Here is an 18,663-nt window from a genome sequence, read left to right on the forward strand (position 1 = left end):
CACAAATTTCTATTAACGTCAACTGGTTTTTTAGTTTTTTATTTAAATTATATTAAAGTTTATTTGTTTATAGATGAAGTTTATTTGTTAACAAAAATAAATCTTGACAATTTGTAATCGAGTGGTTGTTCGGAATGGATGTGATAAAGCCAGGAGATACACCCTCGTCGTAAATCAACTGTCAGATCAGCTTGGGGGGCATACAAATACATTAAATAGGATATTTTTCCAACTAAAGGATGAGGAATTGTCTAGTTTACAGAAGGGGCAGAGAACACTGCAAAAAATACTGAAACAGCCAGATCACATATATGCGTCCTAGGCGGTTTATCCGGACTTAAAGGCTTTACCTCCTAAGAAAGTGATTCGCCTGCTCTATAATGGTGGGCTTATAAAAAAACCGACGGTCCGTCTCAGACAACGTCGGTTAAAAAATGTGCGTCACTTTCGCGGGAGCATTGTCCCACTCGGAATTCTCTTCAAAACTTTACGTCACTTTGATGGGCCTATCTTAGTACCCCAATTTATAGACTCCCGGCATTTCCATCTCCACCCCGAGTGCCAAGGCGGCTGTTTTTGCCCAGTAGGGATCCTTCAGCAGTCCGCGCGCAATGGCCACCAGATCCGCACGTCCATGGCGGATTGCTTCCTCCGCCAACTGTGGACACTCCATGCGTCCCACCGTTATCACAGGGATACCGGCTTCTTTGCGGATCTTTTCGGCAAAAGCCAGCTGGTAACCAGGAAACTGTGGAGGTGCAACAGGAATGCTTCCTCCGGACGAGACGTCGATCATGTCGACGCCCGCTTCCTTAAACTGTTTACTCATTTCTGCCATCTCATCAAGACTGTATCCTTCTTCCGAATATTCGACGGCGGAGACTCTCATCAGGAGCGGCATGTCAGAGGGAATCTCCTCTTTGACTCTGTGAATGACCTCCATTGCAAACCGCATCCACTTTGCCGGGGTACCCCCGTATTCATCCACGCGCTGATTGGCAATAGGAGATAAAAATTCATTGATCAAATACCCGTGAGCTCCGTGAATTTCAACTGTATCAAATCCGGCTTGCACAGCCCTTCGGGCAGCCCGCCCAAACGCTTCGACTATTTCTTCGATCTCCTGGACAGTTAATTCTTTCGGAACACGGTATTTTTCTGAAAATGCGATTGCACTCGGAGCCACATTCGGTTCATCTGTCACTTCCGACTTCCGACCGGCATGGGCCAATTGGATCCCTATTTTTGCCCCGTAAGCATGGCAAAAATCCACAATTCGCTTCAGTCCGGCAATGTGGTCATCGGAGAAAATCCCCACGTCACGGGAGGAAATCCGTCCACGGTTTTCGACTCCGGAAGCTTCCACCATGACAAATCCCACTCCCCCGACAGCCCGTGATCCGTAGTGCACATAATGCCAATCTGTGACGGTTCCGTCGGTATTCGCCTGATACTGACACATTGGGGACATCATCACGCGGTTCTTCAGCTGGAGCCCCTTTAACTCGAATGGATCAAATAACGTCGGCATTTTCTTTGCCTCCCTGGAAGTTTGTTACAAGAACCATCGTACTCCTTTCAGGTGCTAACGTAAAGTGAGCTGGCTTACAGCATTCTAAAAACCCGCATTTTCTCAACAATCTGCCGGTTCACCGGTGTGTCGACAGACATCTCTTCCCCCAACCGAACAATGGCACCATTGAGGGAATCAATCTCGGTCCGTCTGCCTTTTTCAACATCCTGCAGCATGGAAGAACGGTTGTCGGCAGTGTCTGCAGCCACCTGAACCATGCGCTCGATTCCTTCCTCTGCCTCTTGTGGAGTTAAGACACCCAGGGCCACGGCCACATTCCCCGCTTCTTTGACCGCCGCCACCGCAATTTCCTTCAACTCCCCACGTTTTGCAATTTCTCCATTGGTCACCCTATAAATCGCCGTAATCGGGTTAATCCCGATATTCACCAACGCCTTCTTCCACACTTCCTTCTGCATATCATATCCGATTCGCACATTCCATCCCGCTTCCGTAAAAATGGCCGACAGCTTGTGCGTAATAGGGTTCGTTTTGCGAAAGCCCCCCAGTACCAGTTCTCCCTCTCCTCTTTCGGCCACTTCACAATCAGAAACAGAAGTGGCGCCGTAAGTCGTCAGTCCCAGTAAAACAAACTGATCCCCAAGGATACGGGAAAGTGTGTCTCCGTTGCCAAGCCCATTTTGCATCGAGAGTACGAACGGAGTCCTGGCCAGAGACGCAACCTGTTTGGCAGCCGGCTCCGTATCAAAACTTTTTACCGTGAGTATCACCACGTCCGGATTATTTGCATGCATGTCCACTGCCGCTTTAACACGAAAGACGATCCGTTCCCCGTCGGTCCGTATCAGAACTAGCCCTTTTTCGTTCAGCTGTTGCGCCTGCTCCACTCGCCGTACAAGAAGGGTAGCATCCATGCCGGCTTGAATGAATTTTGCCGCTGCCAGCTTTCCGATGGCTCCACCGCCCATGATGGTGATTCGAATGTTTTGATTGCCGCCCATATTCTCCACCCCCGCTTATACTTGTCATCTTACAAGAAAAAAACCACTTTTGGAAAAAAAGTGGTCCGTTTCTTATGTTTCATTGCTATCGGCTGCTTTTATGGGGATGTTTTAACCGAAATACTGCAATCAACATGGGCACCACTGCAATGACAAGCAGGATAGCCCAAACATATTTTCCCGCCATGTGAGACACCCCCGAATCTTCCGCCAGAATTCGTCCGGCGGTCCAGGCGAGGATCCCGGACCCGATTATCATCAACTGCGGGATACGATCCAATACCATGCTGATCCACACGCTAGCCACCAACATAAACAGCATGCTGATAAGAAGTCCGGAAGTAAGCAGCAGCAGATTGCCTTCGGCCATTCCCGCGATGGCCGCCACATTATCAACACTCATGGTCACATCCGCCAGCAGAATTGTCCCCGCTGCAGAAAGCAGAGAGCTTCCGCCTGACAAGGACATTTTCGGTTCCTCATTAACCGCCATTTTGATCGCAATTCCAACCAAAAGAAGTGCACCCAACGCCCGTACAAACGGAACCGTCATTACTTCGGCGGCAACTCCCGTCAAGACCAAACGAATGATCAGAGCCCCGAAAACCCCCAACAGCATTGCCAATTTCCGTTGACGCCGTGGAAGTCCTGACGTTGCCATTGCAATCAACAATGCATTGTCACCGGACAGCACAAGATTTACCAGAACGATCTCACTCAACTGAAGCCAGAACCCCTCCACCACAATCGACCCCTCAATCGAATCTGTCTCTATTGAAGGTATGCAGCAGCCGGACAGGTATGACCTTTTCCTATGAACCCCGGTGCTAAGCCTCGTCGGCCCCGACCAACCTCCGGATACTGTCTGCGTCGAGCCCAATGACATACCCCTTGTCCGCCTTTACGATCGGCCGTTTAATCAGAGTCGGTTCGGTTGCAATCACAGCCGACAGTTGTTTTTCATCCATTGCAAGCAATTCCTCTTTCCGCTCTTTATAGACAGGAGAATTGGGGCGCAGCAATTCATGAACCCTGATTCCAAGCGAACGGGCGATCTCCAGCACTTCCTCTTGATTCAACATCGATTCTGCCAAATTCCGCTCCGTATACGTAAAACCAGAAAGAACCTCTCTGGTACCTTTGTTTTTGCTTCAAGTCGGATGGTACATCATCGTAATCGTCATGAAATTCTTCACCTCTTCAAACATTTTCCTTTAGAGTACCATAAGAAAAGCCCCGTGGGGGGCTAAGGGCTAGGATCCGACAAAGGATGTTTTCTAAAACCAAGCCAATTTTTCATGCAGATCAACAACTTGCCCGATTACGATCACAGCAGGATTTTTAAAGTTTTCCGCCGCGACTTGATCCACAATGTCGGACAATGTCCCTGCCAATGTTTTTTGACGGGCATAGGTTCCCCAGCGAACCAGAGCAATTGGAGTTTCGGGACTTTTTCCTGCGGCGAGCAAATTCTCGACGATAAACGGTAAATTCCCAATCCCCATCAGAATAATCAAGGTTTCTGACGATGAGCCAAACCGCTTCCAATCGATGGAGGACCCGTTTTTTTCGGGATTCTCACAACCTGTGATCACGGTAAATGAGGAGGCAACCCCACGGTACGTAACCGGAATTCCGGCATAAGCAGGGACTGCGATCGCGGAAGTGATTCCCGGTATGATTTCATATTCGATCCCATGTTCCGCCAAGACTGCCGCCTCCTCACCGCCGCGGCCAAATACAAACGGATCCCCTCCCTTTAGACGGGTGACCGTTTTTCCCTGCAACGCATAACGCACGAGAAGCTGATTGATTTCTTCCTGACGCAGAGTATGGTTGTCGGGGAATTTGCCCGCAAAGATCAGTTCCGCATTTGCAGGGGCGTACTTTAACAGTTCAGGAGACACCAGCCGATCGTAGATGATGACATCCGCACACTGAATGGTTTCCAGCCCCCGCACCGTGATCAGTTTCGGATCACCGGGACCTGCTCCGGTTATATAGACTTTTCCTTTCCCCATTCCGCTTCCCCTCTCCGCTCGTCTAGTCTTGTAAAAAGATCCAATCAGTCCCCGCAAACCGGTTCAATCGTTGTGACAGGCACGGAATGATCCCACCGGAATCCTGCCACTTCCCCCTGCCGCTTCAGAAATTTGTGGAATCTTTCTTTCGGATGGGCATTCCGCTTATACTCTTCCACAATTTCTCTCACCATTCCGACCACTTCTTCAGGAGGAATTCCTTCCGCCACTTTTTGACCGGGATGCGGGGCGCATCCACCGCGTTTCCCACCCAAATAGAGCTCAAAGAAACCCCGGCGGTAAACCACTCCGATATCCTCCATTACCGCGCCGTAGCAAGCCATTGCACACCCGTTAAAGCCTATTTTCAATTCGTTTGGCATCTCTTCCCCGTGCAGCAGCTCATGAAGTTCTTCCGCGTAAGGAACCCCCTCCGTTTTCTCCCCTTCACAGAAGTCGCACGCCACGATGTGGGCCTTTAAACCTGTAGGTGAGATCAACAGCCCCATCGCAAGCAAATGTGGGGTGACCTCTTCCGGATCTCCTCCGGGAATCTTTAAGATCATTTCATGACTCGGCGTATAAGTGATGCTGCCGGTCTCCCCCACTAATTCTGCAATACCCATCAGTTGGGCCGAGGTAAAGTTTTTGTTCGCCACTCCCGGTGAAACAGCGATCTCCAACACCGGAAGATGTTGAGGGTGAACAGGGTTGACCGCAGCAGCAGCCATCGTCGGTACAGAAACAGATCCTTTTTCATACGTCTGCCCGGCATCCCTGGGAAGAGGACTGGTTACAAGAGACTGAACCTGAGTGGTTCTCGCCTCAATCGACCGGACCTGCTCCCCTTGCGATTCCATGTTGACCGGAACGGTTGCATCAAGCGACCATGGGCTTGGCATCAAGCCCCGCGGTTGCCCTTCCAACCGCCCCCCTTCCCTGGAAAGCGTATATTTGCGCTGATAGCCACGAGGAGTAACTATTAAATCATGGTAGTTGATCGTCGAAGAATTTCCGATAATCACAGTGGTTAACATGCCGATGTCATAATTCAGCATGTCTTCCAACGTAGTCACCACAACGTTCTGCGCTTCTCGAAACGCGCTTTTCACCAGTCCTACAGGAGTCTTGGGGGAGCGGTATTTTAGCAGAATCTTTTGTGTCTCAACGATTTGGCGCGTGCGTCTTCCGCTCCTTGGGTTATACAAGACTACGACGAAATCGCCCATTCCGGCCGCTTCCACCCGTTTGGCAATCACTTCCCAGGGAGTCAGCAAGTCAGACAGGGAGATTGACACAAAGTCATGCATCAAAGGCGCACCTAACAGAGAGGCACAAGATGCAAGTGCCGGAACCCCCGGTACAACCTCGACTTCCGGATTATCGCCAGGTTTCCACCCTTGCTCGATCAGCACTTCATAGACAAGACCGGCCATCCCGTAAATCCCCGATTCTCCCGACGAGATTACAGCGACAGTACGCCCCTCTTTTGCCTGCTTCACCGCTTCTTGCGCCCGCGAAACTTCTTCAGTCATTCCGGTTCGCACAATTTGTTTATCGGAAATCAAACCGCTGACAATATCGACATACGTCTTGTACCCGATCACCATTTCACTTTGTTCAATCGCGAATCTGGCCCGTTCGGTCATCTGCTCGTAAGCGCCCGGCCCGAAACCTACGACAAAAACCTTCCCCATGGCTCTCCCTCCTCTCTGTTCCGATCAGATCTTCTCCTTAAACACAACTGAATCTTGATGGTCATGATGCTCATCCTGGTGTCCATGATCATGGTGGTGCACGTGATCATGCCCTTCATGATCGTGGTGGTGGTCATCATGGTGATGATCATGGTGGTGGAGTGCCTCCAGGCGATATTTGCACATGTCGCAATTCATCCTGGCCTCGCCGTGGTCAACTTCCTCAATCCGATCGATCACAATGTCAACCAGTTTGGGGTGATAACCGAAATAATGTGCCAGAGAAAACGTGACATTTGCAAATTCGCGGGAAAGTTCCTCCAGCATCGTTTCCATTCGCTTGATGAGAACACCGGTGAACAGAAAATACGGCAAAACAATCACGTGGGAACTTCCCGTTCTTGCCGCACGCAAAATACCCGTTGGAAAATCCGGGTAGGTCACACCGATAAAACAATTTTCCACGTTCGCGACCCCTGTCCGTTCCCACAGAATTCGAGCTAGTTTATAGAGATCCCCGTTCGCATCCGCATCACTCGAACCGCGACCGACCAGCAGGATGGTGGTATCCTGACGATCCTGACCTTCATGTTCCGCCTGCCGCAGCCTTTCCTCCAAGATGTGAAGCACTTCTTCATGCAAACCTAAGTGGCGTCCATACTGAATCTGCATTTGGGGATGTCGCTGTCTCGCTTCGTCCAAAATATGCGGGATTTCCACTTTCACATGACCGGCAGCGAGCAGGATCACCGGCACAGCCGTAATATGAACAATCCCTTCCGCCGCAAGACGATCAATCGTTTCTCCGATTGTCGGGTGGGCCAATTCCAGATAGGCGAATTCAAGCCTTGCATCGTTCTTCTTCTCCCGGATCCGCTCCACAAAGGACTCAAACTGCCGATTGCCTTCCGCATCCCGGCTGCCGTGACCAATAAGCAGTACAACTTCCTGCACTAGCACCCCTCCTTCTTTTTCCTCACGTGAAACTGGTGACAACGTTCGATCAGGGAACGGACCGCGTTGACGTTTGATCCAAAATGCAGATGAGTGTAACTCGCTAAAAGATTCCCGTCAGCATACCCCTCTGGTGTCTCCCCTTTACGGCCCGACAGACGCCAAGCCCATGGATAGGCCTCCTCCTCCAGAGTCAAAACGGAGTAATGAAACTCATGCCCCCGCGCGGTGCCGCCCTCTTCCAGCAAAAGATGGTCAACTGCCGCGACCGCCTCCCGATAGCCGAGAGCTGCCAAACGCCGCTGCATCTTGACTTTCGCCGGGACCAAACCCACCATCGGGAATTCCCTGCCCTGCCGATCGGTCAGGCTCCGGCACAAATACATCAAGCCACCGCACTCCGCGTAGATCGGCATACCGGATACGTGCACATCGCGGATGTCTTCCATCAGAACGCTCTTGGCCGAAAGCTCTTCCGCAAATTCCTCCGGAAAACCGCCGCCAATATAGAGCCCGTCAATGTCGTTTGGCAATCGTTCGTCTTCCAGCGGTGAAAAAAACACCGGTTCTGCCCCATATGCTTCCAACAGCTCCAAGTTCTCCGGATAGTAGAAGTTAAAAGCGGAGTCCCTGGCCACACCGATACGCACACTTGCAGCAGTCCGCTCCGCAGGAAACAGTCTGGTTTCAGGCGATTCAATTTCAGGAGCGGTTCTCGCCAACTCCCAAAGACGGTTAAGATCCACATTTGAGCTCACCTGATCGGCAAGCAAATGAAACAGATCATTCAGTTCTCCCCGCTCGACAGCAGGAATCAGACCGAGATGGCGTTCAGGCATTGTAAGAACATCATCCCGTTCCAAATACCCCAGACAAGGAATCCCGCATTCCTGCTCAATCGCCGCTTTTACAAGGTCAAAGTGGCCTTTCGAACCGACTTTGTTCGCAATTACACCGATGATCCGCACGGTAGGGTCCAATTTTTGAAATCCGAGTACAACCGCTGCCGCTGAACGGGCCATCGAATGGGCATTAATCACCAAAATTACAGGTGCATCCAGCAGCTTCGCAACCTCTGCCGTGCTGCCCTGATCGCTGAGTGGGCTTTTTCCGTCATAGAACCCCATGACCCCTTCGATGACAGCCAGATCGGCACCGTCCACCCCGCGCAGAAAGCATTCCCGCATGGTATCGCGGGTGAGCATCCAGGTATCCAGGTTGCGAGACTGCCTCCCCGTGACAGCGGTGTGATAGGAGGGATCGATGTAATCAGGTCCCACTTTATAGCCTTGAACGGTAAAGCCCTTTTTCTGAAAAGCGGCCATCAGCCCGACAGTCAATGTGGTTTTTCCGACACCCGAGCCTGTGCCCGCAATGACCAAACGTGGGATTCGACTCATGATGGTACCTCCATACCCTCAACTGCAGGAGTTGTACTTGACTTTTTAGAAAAATTGACCCTTGCCAAAGCGATGGTCACATTGCCGCTCGCAGTCTTTTCCAGCAAGAGCTGGTCTGTTGAAGCGGAAAGCATTGCGGCCGGTTCGCTCACTCCGTAAGCTCCCGTGAATTTGTGTACCGTATCCGACGGGTTCGGAATCGGCACCCGGTTTAATTCCTCCGGCTCATAGGCGACTAACGGCCAACCGTATTTTTGTGAGAGGGCCAGAAATCCTTCTTCGTCTTTTTTCAAGCTGATCGTCGCAATACAAGCCACGCTTTTCCACGATAACCTTTGCTGTTCCAGAGTGGTGAAGACCACATTTTCGATCTCTTCCAACGATGTGCCGCGATTGCAGCCAAGCCCCAACACAATTGACTTCGGACGGTAAACCACCCGATAAGGTGCAATCGAGAGTTGGTCTTCAGTCAGTAACCTGTCGCTCACCCAGAGTACCGCGTTATATCCCTGGGCGCGGATCGCCCTCGCCTCTTCCACACAGCCCACCACTTGGATCTGCTTGGGAATCGGCGATTTGCGTTTCCACCAATTGGTTTCCCCGGTCTCCTGTATTACCACAACCGGTTCTTCATTTACCACCGCAGCCGATGCGGGGGTTACCTGCCTGTCATCATCGATCTTCCAGCCAAACTCCCGTCCGAGCAGATCAACCGCAATCGTGCCCGATACATCGGATGCTGTGGTAACTACAGGTGCTGCCCCAAGGATTCCAGCCACCCGCTCCGTCAGCGCATTGGCGCCTCCCAGATGACCGGACAGCACTGAAATGGCGAACTGGGCTTTGTCGTCAACCACAACAACCGCCGGGTCAACTTTTTTGTCCTTGAGAACGGGTGCGATCATACGCACTACCGCCCCAAGGGAGATCAAAAGAATCCATCCTTCGTAGTTGTGAAAGATCTGTTCCAGCAACAGCCTGACGTTGGTCGGAAACGAATAAACAGTTTCCTCGTCTCCCTCCTGCAGAAACTTTTCGGACAAATAGAGGTCTGCATCCGGCATCTGATCGGCCAATTGACGGGCAAGCTCCGCTCCGTGTTTGGTGATTCCCACAATCGCGTACGGTTTCGGATTTTCTGCGATCCGCATCACAATTCACCTCGAACCGCTGTTTTCACGCCATCCGCCGGTGGATGGTCAGCCGTGGCCGCCGTCTCGCCTTCGGATGAACCGCCTGGCAATCCGGTCTCTTTAACAGCCCGCCGATATCGATGCGCAAACGACTTGTCGTACAGTTTCGATTTATGTTCATGCGACCACTGCAAACTTTCGTCAAGAGCCTTACCCGCCAGTACCATGGCATGGGATCTGATTCCGAGACGCTTCATCTCCCCTGCCACTTCCCCTACTGTGGAGCGGAGAATGATTTGATCAGGCCATGTGGCTCTTTGTACAACCGCCACCGGGGTATCGTCACTCCAGCCAGCTTCCCTTAATTCGGACACCACTTTCTCCATCAGGGTGGCAGACAGGAAGAGAGCTATCGTCGCCCCGTGTTTCGCGAGATCTGCCAACTTCTCCCCTTCCGGTACCGGGGTTCGGCCTTCCGCACGGGTCAAAATCAATGTCTGTGTCAGTTCGGGCACGGTCAATTCAGCCCCCAGCACTGCGGCGGCCGCAAACACAGAAGAAACGCCCGGTACAATCTCCCATTCGATTCCCGCTTCGTTCAGATGAACAATCTGTTCCAGAATCGCCCCATACACCGCCGGGTCCCCTGTGTGAACCCTTGCGACTGAACCGCCAGCTTCGGCAACTTCCACCATCCGGGCTACAATCTCTTCCAGGGTGAGACCTGCGCTTTTCTCAACAACCGCCCCCGGTTTTGGGTTGGCAACCAATTCTTCATTCACCAGAGAATCCGTATATAGAATCAAATCCGCCTCTTCAATCAATCTTTTTCCTTTCACGGTGATCAATTCCGGATCACCGGGACCCGCTCCAATGATATAGACCTTGCCTGCCACCATCTCACGCTCCCTGGCGCGACCCGGCACCTGTGGTGCCTTGGCGCGACTTGTGCTCTTTGAGTGCTTTTTTGACGATCATCAGGGTCAGATATTCAAGCTCCTGCCCTTCCAGAGAAGCCACATCCTCATAGATCACTTCTTCGGGCGAACCCACTTTGGTCACAACTGTAGCTTTGTCGACGAGATCCATTTCTTTCAGAATTCCGATCACCTCGGTCAGGACCTTCGCCACTTTCAGGAATACTACCGTATCGTGCTCCTCAAGTGCTTTACGCATTGCGTCCATATCGTAGGTTGCCGGGATAATCCCCAGTTGTTGATCCCCGTCTGCAAGAGGAATGTCGAGCTTGGATGCAGCTCCGTTAATCGAAGAGATACCCGGTATAATCTCAATTTCCACTTCAGGATGACGCTCTTTCATCAACCCCGTCAAATGAATGGCCGTACTGTACAGGTAGGGGTCACCTTCTGTAACGAATGCCACATTTTTGCCGCTCGACAGCTTTTCCCAAACCTCCTGCACAATCGCTTCCCATTTGGCCTTGAGCAGTTCCTTGTCTCGGGTCATGGGAAAATGCAGTCCCACACGCTCGACCCCTTCCTGCAAATACTCTTCCACGATCGACAACGCGTAGCTGTCCCCGTTCAATTTGCGCGGATAAGCAATTACATCCGTTTTTGACAGGATTCGATATGCTTTCAATGTGACCAGTTCTTTATCTCCAGGGCCAACGCCCATTGCATACAATTTTCCGATGTTCATTCTTCGTCTGTCTCCTCTCGGTCTTCCATTCGAACGGCTTTCACAATATACACGGGATCAAACGACTCAAACCGCGTCAGATTCAAAATCGGTTTGCTTCTCGCCACCTGCAGCATCGTGATGTCCACATGCATATCAAGACGCTTGAATCCTTCAACCGCCCCATATAAATTCTCGATTGTCGCCGCATTCAGCACGATTCTCCCGCCCGGTTTCAACTTCCGGACACATAATTCAAGCAAAGGCTGCATCTGCCCGGACGTACCCCCGATAAAAATCGCATCAGGTTCAGGCCACGCTTCAAGTCCTTCCGGAGCCTTCCCGCATTGAAAAGTAACATTCGGCCGTCCAAACTTCTCCACATTGGCGCGGAGTATGTCCATGTCCTCGGCGTTTTTCTCAATCAAGTACGCATGACCGTACGGAGCCAACATGGAAGCTTCAATCCCTACGGATCCCGTTGCCGCCCCGATGTCCCATATAATGTCATGCGGTTTGATCTGCAGCTTGGCAAGGCTGACAGCCCGTACTTCGGACTTGGTAATCAGTCCGCGCTTCGGTTTGCGTTGGTGAAAGTGGTGGTCAGGTATTCCCATGGGGAAAGAGGAGGAGACCGTATCCGCCGCCAGAGCGGTGTCCGCCGTCGAGGCAGTCTCGTCCTTCGTAGCTGTGAAAGCAGCTTCCCCATCCCGCAGCAAAATCAATACATTCAGCGGAGAAAACTCTCCTTCCGCCAACTCCTCCAGAGTATAGAGTCCGGCACGTTCCCCTTCGCCCCCGAGATTCTCACCGACAAACGCTGTGACTCCGGCAATTCCTGCAGCCAGCAAATCTTTTGCAATAGCGGCTGGTGTGTTGTCGTCATCTGTGAGCAGGGCCACCTTCGGATGTTTTCTCACCCAGCCCGCCACTTGTTCCCGGGTCTTGCCGTGCACAGAAGCAAGAAACGCGTCATGCCAGCTTTCCTTCAGCCTCGCAAACGCCAACTGGATCGAAGACAGACCAGGGTGGATTTCAATTCGATCCTTGCCAAGTTTTTTGCCAATATAGCCGGCGATGCCGTAAAAGTTCGGATCCCCCGATGCGAGTACGACTACCTGTTTCCCTTCCGCCTGAGCAGCCTCAATCGCCTGCACCGCTTTGGAGAGCCCCTCCTGGACAGCAAGCTTATCCGCATTCACATCCGGAAAGAAACCGAGGTGCCGCTCCCCGCCAACAAGCAGATCCGCTTCCGCTACCCACTTGAGCTGCGAGGATGTCAGGCTTGCAGCCCCGTCATCGCCAATCCCGATAATTCGGACTGGATGCATCTGTAGACCCCCTCCCGATAATGCGTCCGTCAAATTCAGCCAAAACTGTATCCACTTCAAACACTCCCCCGCCGTGTTTCCTGCATTCCTCACTAATCATCGAACACAACAGCGCGAAAAATTTCTGATATCCGGCTGCCTCGAGCATGTCGCCCACCTGCTTTGCGGTATTGGCCTGCCTGATTTCTGCAAGCAGTTCCGGTGGAACCCCGACTTTGGATGCCACCGAGGCCAGAAATTCAAAATCCACCTGCGAGCCTTTCGAATGCAGGTTCATATGACCGGCCGCCAGCTTGGAGAATTTCCCCATCATTCCGGACATTGTGACTTTTTTAACACCCTTCTTTGCACATTGCTTTAAAGCGATTCCGGCAAAATCCCCCATTTGGATGAAAGCCTCTTCCGAAAGCTCCGGCAAATCCTCTTGCGCAACACGTTCACTTCGACCGCCCGTGGTGAGCACCAGATGGTCGCACCCGTTAGCTACCGCTACATCTATTGCCTGAATAACACTTGCAATGTACGCCGCCGAAGAAAAAGGTTTTACAATCCCGGTCGTTCCCAGGATCGAGATTCCTCCGATAATTCCAAGACGGGCGTTCAACGTCTTTTTGGCAATCTCTTCCCCGTCAGGGACGGAAATTACCACTCGAAGCCCACGTTCCTCCAAGAATTCGCCCGCTGCTTGCGAGACCGCCTCCCGGATCATCTTCTGCGGAACCGGATTGATCGCGGGGGCTCCCACCGGAAGCCCCACCCCCGGCTTGGTAATCCGTCCGACACCGACTCCACCGTCCAGATCAATTCCTGGCTGCTTCGAATACGTTACCGTTGCAAAAATATGGGCCCCGTGAGTGGCATCCGGGTCGTCCCCCCCGTCCTTAATCACGGAACAGGTTGCCATATCCCGGGTAAATTCAAGATTGTGCACTTCAAAGGTCACATCCAACCCCGCCGGAATACGGATCGTTACATGCGCCCAAGCCTCTCCTGTCAACAAGGCATGAGCGGCCGCTTTCGCGGCCGCTGTTGCACAGGCGCCAGTCGTATATCCGTGGCGAAGAGGTTTCTCCTTGTCAGCCTCTTTTGCCATGGAACACTACTCCCGAGCAGCCAACAGTGAAAGAGCATTGACGATCGATACAGCAACCGGCGATCCGCCTTTGCGTCCGATATTTGTAATAAACGGAACCCCTTTTGACTTGCTGAGCAGTTCTTTCGATTCGGCTGCGGAAACAAAGCCCACCGGAACGCCGATAATGAGACCGGGTTTGGCTTCCCCCGTTTCCACCAACCGAATTAATTCAAGCAATGCGGTCGGAGCGTTTCCGATTGCCCAGATTGCCCCGTCATAAAGACGGGCCGCCTTACGGGTCGCAACAATTGCTCTGGTTGTATTGAGTTTTTTTGCTTCCTCCATGACATCCGGATCTGAAATGAAGCAGTGAACCTTACCCCCGAACTTTTCCAATCGGGGTTTGGAAACCCCTACCTCTACCATCTGGACATCCGCGACCACCGGACAACCGGAGCGGATCGCTTGAATGCCGGCCTGAATCGCATCAGGGGTGAAAAGAAGCGACCGTCCAAGTTCAAAATCAGCCGAAGCATGGATCACCCGCTGCACCACAGGGAACTGTTCTGCGGTGAAAGGGTGCTCCCCCAGTTCCTCTGCAATAATCTCAAAACTCTTTTCCTCGATTTCTTGCGGTTGAGTTGTCAACGGAACAAACGTCATTTGAGTCACTCCTTTTGCTGTTCAAAATTCCAAATCGCATTCTCCAAACATCAATAGATGGCGGTAGTCACGCAAAAGCTGCCTTTCTTCGCTTCCCTCCAACCACTCCGATCACGAGTCCCGCAGCCACGACCGCCAACATTAAAATACCTGCCCGGATTTGGGCTCCCAAGCTTGGATCGACCGGAGGCACTTCAAAAGAAAACTCGCCGTCAAACGGTGCGGAAAGCGTTGATTGCGGCGAATTTGGTGCCGCATGCACAACAACTGCAAACTCGGCAGTATCCGGAAAAGCATAATCAAATTCCAACTGCCCATTTTGAATCTGGGTGCGTGTGGAGAACATCGTCAAATTGTCATCAATATGGTTCAGGGATACGTTTGCGTCAATTCCCTTCACCGGTTCACCCGTTTTTGCGTCCCGGAAGGTCATTGTAAAATGAACAGGCTCGCCTTTTTGTACTGGTTCTGCAGGATTCATCTTTAATTCGGCTTTTACACCCTCCTTTTCGATCTGCATCGTGCCACCCGGTCCGGATGGAGCCCCATTCCCATGTGCCAATGCAGATGGGACGCTTCCTGCAACCAGCAGCCCAACAACAAGAACGGAAACGACAGTTTTAATCGCTCCACCTGAATTGGAGGCTTTCTTAAACGGATTCTCAAGAGTTCCTGCAATATAGCCGCTGATCATCGCAGCAATCAAAATAGCCGCAAACAAGCCGATTGTATTCACGATTTTCCCCAACGGCACTTTTACCTCAACCGGAATCTGAACATCAACCGGCGATTTTAGTCCGGGTGCTGTCGCGTGGATTGAGACTGTATAGGAACCTGCATCCCAGAAGTTCGATTCCAGTTGAATTTTTCCGTCGTGCAGCAAGTAGTCCATCTCATAGACCAAACCGGTACCTTGATTGTCCTCGCGGAGATATCCGACATACAGCCAAGGATTCAGCGCTTCCGTTTTGACAATTTCCATATGTACCGAAGCGTTTTGGAGCGGCTGATTCGTGGCCGGATCGAGTAACTGATAAGAGAACGTGGCACTTTCGTGTGCGATAGGATTCTGAGGAACCAGATATTCCCCTTTTTCCTCATAACTCTCCAGAATCCCTACGCTAAAGACGATAGAACTGATAATGACAACGGGAAGAATTAAGAAAAGTACAAAGCGGAACAGATTGAACTTCACAATTTCCATCTCCTTTTTCCTACCAAAGTATGTTTCCGGCAAATCTATTGCTCAAATGTTCAGGCATGCGGGGGATAAGTAACAGGATAGGACTAGTGACAGGGAACCATCGTCATGCTGTGACGGGTCGGATGGACCGCATCGTGCAGCGGAGCAATGGGAGTAAAGAACAGTCCGTATAATGTAAAAGGGATCCACCCGATTAGAAGCACCCACTGTAAAACATATAAAATTTTGGCGAGTGTCGGACTCACCTGAATCGCAAAAAGCTTTTGAGCGATTGTAGTCATCTGTTCACCTCCTTCCCTGAATATCAATCCGGCTCCCCCGCATGCCTGACTACTTCAGCCCAGTAAAAAACCCCAGCCGAAAAGGCTGGGGTCTAAATAAGCATGGTAACCTGCACACGAACACCATTGATCGCAGGATTCCTACTCATACACCGTACCTTTTCCTCGAAGGCAGACTTGGGTGTGCTCGCTCCAGGTAGGTCTCCTGGCTTCCGGATCATCGCGCTCTTTCGCCTTCCCCGATTCCTCGAGTGACATCATGAAAGAGAGCTCGCCGGTTACAGTGGCGGGACCGCTCGGGATTTTCACCCGATTCCCTGTTACCCCCATTAATCTTGGGGCACCTAGACGAGTACGCTATTGAAATAATTATGAAAGACAAGATTTTTATATTCGTGTTAAGCATACATGGATTTGGCAAAGTTTGTCCATACCCAATTTGTTTGCGATCAGAGATCATCCCAATTTAAATTCGAAGATTTGCTATAGTTGGTCACCTTTTGCTCAAAGAAGTCGGTTTTGATTCCGTTCATATTGCTGAAGCTTTCTACCCATTTCATCGGGTGATCTGTAACCTCCGGATACAGAATTTCCAAATTGAGTTTCTTCAATCTTTCATTCGATAAATACTTAATATACTTTTCAATAATTTCATCATTCAATCCGGGAATCTCATTGTTTGTGATGTATTGTCCCCATCCGATCTCATGCTCGACAGCTGTTTTCATCATTTGCCGGAGATCTTTAATAAGTTTGGGTGTGAACAATTCCGGATTTTCTTTCCGAATTTCACGAAAAATTCCCTGAAATAAAGCTAAATGAGTCAACTCATCGCGTTGAATGTACTTAATGACAGATACAGTACCCAGCATTTTTCCCTGTCTGCCTAACGCATAGAAAAAACTGAAACCACTGTAAAAGTAGATGCCCTCCAAAATATAATTCGCCATGATGGTACGCAAGAGATTCTCTTCTGACGGATTTTCTATAAAGCTCTCATACAGATCCGTAATAAATCGGTTACGCCTGAGCAGGTGCTTGTCTTCCCGCCATTGATTGTAAATACTGTCCCGCACTTCGGCGGAACACACACTGTCTAATAGATAGGAATAGCTTTGGCTGTGAACCGCTTCCTGAAACGTTTGGACAGTCAAACAAAGATTGACTTCAGGTGCAGTGATGTAATCATTAATGTTAGGAAGATTAGCCGTTTGCAAAGAATCCAAGAAGATTAGGAAACTGATGATCTTATCGTAGCTTTGCCGCTCTTCAGCAGTCAATTTCTTATAATCTTTGGCATCTTGCGCTAAAGGAATTTCCTCCGGAATCCAAAAATTGTTCATCATTGTGCGATACATTTTGGTAGCCCATTCATATTTTACGTTATTTAACTCGATCAGATTGGTCGTATTCCCGCCAATCATACGGCGCTTGCCCCAGTCTCGGTCACCAGATTCGTTGAATAACTTTTTCTTGGTTAGCTCCACCCTTACATCCTCCAATCATGCTACGCCGAACAGCTTATACAATCTTCCACTTCCAAACTCTTATTTCGACAATAATAAACAGTTTTGAGACCGTTTTCCCAAGCCGCCACATAAAGTTCGAGGAACTCCTTCACAGAGATTCCGGGTGTAATATACAAGTTAAAAGATTGCGACTGATCAATATGACGCTGCCGTTTTCCTGCCGCTCGAATACTCCAGCGTTGGTCAATGTAGTGAGCCTCCTTGTAGTACCAAAACGTTTCCGGGTTTAAATCAGGTGCTGTTTGCGGAATGACAGCATTTTTCTTCTCCTCAATGAAAAACTTGTTATAAATCGGGTCAATACCCGCTGTAGAACCCGCTATCAAGGAGGTGGTTGAGGTAGGCGCAATCGCAAACATCCATGCGTTTCGCACTCCGTATTTTGCAACATCTTCTTTTATTTGGTCAACATGATAGATTCCCCGGAGATTGTCCGGAACCGTATCAATAAAACAGCTCGACAACTGATGATGCGGCTTTCTCGCGTTCGCTAATGTAGGCGTAGCTACTGTCATTTCCAGACTGCTCAACACATCGTAGAATTGCTTCGCCCATTTTACTTTCTCACGTTCCTTCATAGCCAAATGCATGGCGACTCCCATAAACAGCTCCTGTGGAAGTTCCAAAACTTCCCCATTCACTCCCTTGATAAGGTACCGATCCGCAAGGTTCTTCAATCCAATGTAATTAAACAGATAGTCCCGGTCCGGCTTGATATACGCTCCCAGCTCGTCCACTTCGTCCTTTGAATAGTTATCCAGGATATAACTGCCGTAAAGTCCTTTCTCTGTGAGGTCTACGAGCAAGGTATAGAAATCCCCATAGCCAAAATGATCGTACTTCCTATGAATGGCCGCGTCCTTGTAGAGGTCATAAACGAGCAGCTTCGCGGCAACGAACTGCCAATTCGGCTGCTCCACACTTGTTTTCTCAACTGCCACCTGGATCAATGTTCTTTGAATTTCTTTTGTGGTGATGTTGTTTTTAAAGTGCGGTAAGAGTGCCGTCTCCAACTCCAGTGGATCACACCCCGCGTGCTCCTCACACGCAAAATCAATCACTTTTTTAAACTTGGCAAATATAAGTTCTTCTGTTTGACCATTCCGTTTGATAATGTTCATGGGTATCTCCTTTTGTTGTTCACTTACATTTCACATGTCATTTTTTTGGCAAACACGGTCCAACGCGATGCAGCTGCG

General features: G+C 50.5%; 17 protein-coding genes, 1 pseudogene and 1 riboswitch. All 18 genes and pseudogenes read right to left on the minus strand.

Going from position 1 to position 18,663, the window contains the following annotated elements:
• Nucleotides 1-511: 511 nt before the first annotated feature.
• A complete protein-coding gene (gene namA / locus ACFO8Q_RS23270; protein WP_380029645.1) occupies nt 512-1,531 on the minus strand; it encodes an NADPH dehydrogenase NamA in 1,020 nt (339 codons plus the stop codon).
• A 74-nt stretch (nt 1,532-1,605) separates the two neighbouring features.
• Nucleotides 1,606-2,535, minus strand: a complete 930-nt coding sequence (locus ACFO8Q_RS23275) for a ketopantoate reductase family protein (RefSeq protein ID WP_380029648.1) — start codon at nt 2,533-2,535, stop codon at nt 1,606-1,608.
• 85 nt (nt 2,536-2,620) lie between these two features.
• Complete coding sequence (locus ACFO8Q_RS23280) at nt 2,621-3,277, minus strand: YjbE family putative metal transport protein (RefSeq protein ID WP_380029650.1); 657 nt, start codon at nt 3,275-3,277, stop codon at nt 2,621-2,623.
• Between the two features lie 85 nt (nt 3,278-3,362).
• Complete coding sequence (locus ACFO8Q_RS23285) at nt 3,363-3,629, minus strand: arsenate reductase family protein (RefSeq protein WP_380029652.1); 267 nt, start codon at nt 3,627-3,629, stop codon at nt 3,363-3,365.
• A gap of 186 nt (nt 3,630-3,815) precedes the next feature.
• Nucleotides 3,816-4,556: pseudogene (gene cobA / locus ACFO8Q_RS23290) on the minus strand (uroporphyrinogen-III C-methyltransferase); the annotation flags it as partial.
• A gap of 44 nt (nt 4,557-4,600) precedes the next feature.
• Entirely contained in the window at nt 4,601-6,253 is a 1,653-nt protein-coding gene (gene cobJ, locus ACFO8Q_RS23295; RefSeq protein ID WP_380029654.1) for a precorrin-3B C(17)-methyltransferase, read from the minus strand.
• A gap of 24 nt (nt 6,254-6,277) precedes the next feature.
• Complete coding sequence (locus ACFO8Q_RS23300; RefSeq protein WP_380029656.1) at nt 6,278-7,207, minus strand: sirohydrochlorin chelatase; 930 nt, start codon at nt 7,205-7,207, stop codon at nt 6,278-6,280.
• Nucleotides 7,207-8,607 carry a cobyrinate a,c-diamide synthase gene (locus ACFO8Q_RS23305; protein ID WP_380029658.1) on the minus strand — a complete coding sequence of 467 codons (1,401 nt, stop codon included), beginning with the start codon at nt 8,605-8,607 and terminating at the stop codon, nt 7,207-7,209. Before ACFO8Q_RS23305 ends, ACFO8Q_RS23300 begins: the two co-directional genes overlap by 1 nt.
• Entirely contained in the window at nt 8,604-9,758 is a 1,155-nt protein-coding gene (locus ACFO8Q_RS23310; RefSeq protein WP_380029659.1) for a cobalt-precorrin 5A hydrolase, read from the minus strand. Before ACFO8Q_RS23310 ends, ACFO8Q_RS23305 begins: the two co-directional genes overlap by 4 nt.
• On the minus strand, nt 9,758-10,639 hold the full coding sequence (gene cobM, locus ACFO8Q_RS23315) for a precorrin-4 C(11)-methyltransferase (RefSeq protein WP_380029661.1): 882 nt from the start codon (nt 10,637-10,639) through the stop codon (nt 9,758-9,760). Before cobM ends, ACFO8Q_RS23310 begins: the two co-directional genes overlap by 1 nt.
• A gap of 1 nt (nt 10,640) precedes the next feature.
• Entirely contained in the window at nt 10,641-11,402 is a 762-nt protein-coding gene (gene cobI, locus ACFO8Q_RS23320; protein ID WP_380029663.1) for a precorrin-2 C(20)-methyltransferase, read from the minus strand.
• Nucleotides 11,399-12,712, minus strand: a complete 1,314-nt coding sequence (gene cbiE, locus ACFO8Q_RS23325; RefSeq protein WP_380029665.1) for a precorrin-6y C5,15-methyltransferase (decarboxylating) subunit CbiE — start codon at nt 12,710-12,712, stop codon at nt 11,399-11,401. Before cbiE ends, cobI begins: the two co-directional genes overlap by 4 nt.
• Nucleotides 12,678-13,805 (minus strand): cobalt-precorrin-5B (C(1))-methyltransferase, encoded by a 1,128-nt coding sequence (locus ACFO8Q_RS23330; RefSeq protein ID WP_380029667.1) that lies wholly within the window; start codon nt 13,803-13,805, stop codon nt 12,678-12,680. Before ACFO8Q_RS23330 ends, cbiE begins: the two co-directional genes overlap by 35 nt.
• A gap of 6 nt (nt 13,806-13,811) precedes the next feature.
• Entirely contained in the window at nt 13,812-14,450 is a 639-nt protein-coding gene (locus ACFO8Q_RS23335) for a precorrin-8X methylmutase (protein WP_380029669.1), read from the minus strand.
• A 67-nt stretch (nt 14,451-14,517) separates the two neighbouring features.
• On the minus strand, nt 14,518-15,645 hold the full coding sequence (locus tag ACFO8Q_RS23340; protein WP_380029671.1) for a hypothetical protein: 1,128 nt from the start codon (nt 15,643-15,645) through the stop codon (nt 14,518-14,520).
• 92 nt (nt 15,646-15,737) lie between these two features.
• Nucleotides 15,738-15,935 (minus strand): CbtB domain-containing protein, encoded by a 198-nt coding sequence (locus tag ACFO8Q_RS23345; protein WP_380029674.1) that lies wholly within the window; start codon nt 15,933-15,935, stop codon nt 15,738-15,740.
• A 178-nt stretch (nt 15,936-16,113) separates the two neighbouring features.
• Nucleotides 16,114-16,298: riboswitch (cobalamin riboswitch) on the minus strand.
• A gap of 86 nt (nt 16,299-16,384) precedes the next feature.
• A complete protein-coding gene (locus tag ACFO8Q_RS23350) occupies nt 16,385-17,422 on the minus strand; it encodes a ribonucleotide-diphosphate reductase subunit beta (RefSeq protein ID WP_380029676.1) in 1,038 nt (345 codons plus the stop codon).
• Between the two features lie 20 nt (nt 17,423-17,442).
• Entirely contained in the window at nt 17,443-18,585 is a 1,143-nt protein-coding gene (locus tag ACFO8Q_RS23355) for a ribonucleotide reductase N-terminal alpha domain-containing protein (protein WP_380029678.1), read from the minus strand.
• Nucleotides 18,586-18,663: the final 78 nt, after the last annotated feature.

The organism is Effusibacillus consociatus, assembly GCF_042652925.1.
GTDB lineage: Bacteria > Bacillota > Bacilli > Tumebacillales > Effusibacillaceae > Effusibacillus > Effusibacillus consociatus.